The organism is Nonomuraea lactucae, from assembly GCF_003313395.1.
Classification (GTDB): Bacteria; Actinomycetota; Actinomycetes; order Streptosporangiales; family Streptosporangiaceae; genus Nonomuraea; species Nonomuraea lactucae.
Window position 1 is genome coordinate 1 of record NZ_QNFZ01000591.1, and the last position, 2,067, is coordinate 2,067.

Below are 2,067 nucleotides of genomic sequence, written 5' to 3' on the forward strand. Positions count from 1 at the left end.
CTGACCACAGCGAGAAAAACGACCCCCAGCCGAACCTCTCAGCCGTCCAACTCAAGGTCGAGAAAGATCGAGGTTAGAGCTCTCTAGCAGAGATCCGACGGACCGTCGCCCGCCGCTACGGCAGGCTTGGGCAGGACTGGAACGAATGGCGGCACGATCCCCTCTACCTCTGGATCGAGAACGAGCGCAAGAACGCCACGATGCTCCTCCGGCAAGCGAAGACCGCGACCAAGAAGGACGCCTGGTTCCCCGGTCTGGGAGAGGGTTACAGCCCCCGGGGTCGACCTGCCGTGAGACGTTCACGATCTGGATCAGCAGACGTACGTCGAACCCATCGGTAAGTTTCTGATCATGTCCGATGCCGACTTCACCCCCCTCCGCGTCACCTACCGGGCGTCCAAGCTCGGCCGCACTCAGATCCGGGATTGGGCGAGAGCGCACGGCTACCCGGTCAGTGAGCGTGGCCGGATAGCTCCAGAAATCACCGAGGCATTCTTCGCCGCCCATCTCGAAATCCTCGAGCAGGCGAGAACCTTCGAAATGGTCCGCGCCACCGCGAGAACCCCCGGCGCGTCGCCTGAAGATTACGAGTGGGAAAAAGGCAGCAGGCTCGGCGACATCTACACCATCGTCTTCGTCCGCGGGCTCGACGAGCATGAGGTGCTTCGCCGGATTGGGGCCGCGGACGAGGACATCCGGCTCATCACGGACGAGGACTACTCCCAGCCGGAAGGGCCGAAGATCATCACCGTGAGGCGAATCGAGGACTGGACGATCGCCATCGAGGACTGCGGCTGGCGCAGCCTGCAACAGGAGGCATTGGGCGCCCTTTCGCACAATGGCGGAGAGGCCGTGGCGATGCACCGGCATGACTACGCCCAGCACCAGGTCACCTACGCCGTCGACGGCCGGCTCATCACCGACATCAACCCGGGGTTTCCCATAGCCAGGCATGGCATGGATCCCGACCGGCTCAATCGTCACCTCCGTGAGCTGGGCATCGACCCGGCCGCCAGCGACAGCCTCGACAACCCCATCCCGGCGGCTCTGGCGCTCGCCAGCCGGATCACCGGCGTCATGCTCACCCCACAACACCTTCGCCGTCCGATCCTCGGCGCTGCCATCCCCGGCGCCTACTTCTGACCCGACAGGGGGTTGCCCGCGGCGGGCCGGGCATTCAACACCAAGAAGCCCGCCAGGCAGTCTCACCAGAGATGGACGTCTGGTTCCCCAGCACCATTCCATGATCACACGCCAACTGGTTTGAGACATTCAGCCAGGCACGCCATGATCGTTGAGACATTCACATTCATGTTGTCTCAAATCAGTTGGCGCGCCGCAGGTCAGCGCCCCGGTCTCACGCCAACTCATTTGAGACAGGACAGGGCCCTCCTCCGCTCCTGTCCGGTCTCGCTGAAGGCGGTCTGAGTCTCATTGCCACTGGTCCATGCCGTCCTGGGGTGCTGTTAACCAACGAGTCATAGGCCGCCAAACCTCGAAGATCCCTAGCCTGACCTTCTGTAATGCCGCAGGGCTCGGCGCGGATCTACGGGCATGGAACGTCCGCCGCTTGGCATGGATGAGCTCATCGAGCACTGGACGCTGCTGAGTGATGAGGTCGGCCTGGTCAGTGCGAAGCAGGAAGGCACTCGTCTGGCCTTTGCGTTGTTGCTGAGGTACTTCACGCAGCACGGGCGCTTCCCGCGGGCGGGCGGAGTTTCCTGACGAGGTGGTCGACTACGTCGCGAAGCAGACCAAGACGTCGGCCAGCAGCTTGGGCCTGTACGACTGGACAGGACGGACTATCGAGCGTCATCGCGGTCGACCGGCGCGGCCTGACCCCGCTGTTGTGGCTGCATGTCCACCGCTACGGCGAGGTGCGCCTCGATCTGAGCCGCCCCGGTTGGGCATCGGCGCCTGGGTTGCCTCGGCGGTGCATGAGGGCAATCCGTCGCGAAACGATCGAGGGGCGGCGCGGTCGCGCTGCCCCTCGATCGTTTCCACGCGCCTACCAGCGCAATGGCCCGGTTTCGTCTTGGAAGGTTCCTGTCGGGCCGTCCGCGTCGA

Annotated in this window: 2 protein-coding genes; both read left to right on the plus strand. The window is 64.0% G+C overall.

The features are described from left to right. Positions 1-351 precede the first annotated feature (351 nt). On the plus strand, positions 352-1,143 hold the full coding sequence (locus tag DQW85_RS23950) for a DUF6461 domain-containing protein (RefSeq protein ID WP_113702305.1): 792 nt from the start codon (positions 352-354) through the stop codon (positions 1,141-1,143). A gap of 432 nt (positions 1,144-1,575) precedes the next feature. Next, entirely contained in the window at positions 1,576-1,725 is a 150-nt protein-coding gene (locus DQW85_RS23955; protein ID WP_162795312.1) for a DUF4158 domain-containing protein, read from the plus strand. Positions 1,726-2,067 lie beyond the last annotated feature (342 nt).

What these genes read in the sequence shown, in the direction of transcription:
- DQW85_RS23950 (WP_113702305.1), top strand. Translation starts at nt 352, where the DNA reads ATGTCCGATGCCGACTTCACCCCCCTCCGCGTCACCTACCGGGCGTCC.
- DQW85_RS23955 (WP_162795312.1), top strand. Translation starts at nt 1,576, where the DNA reads ATGGATGAGCTCATCGAGCACTGGACGCTGCTGAGTGATGAGGTCGGC.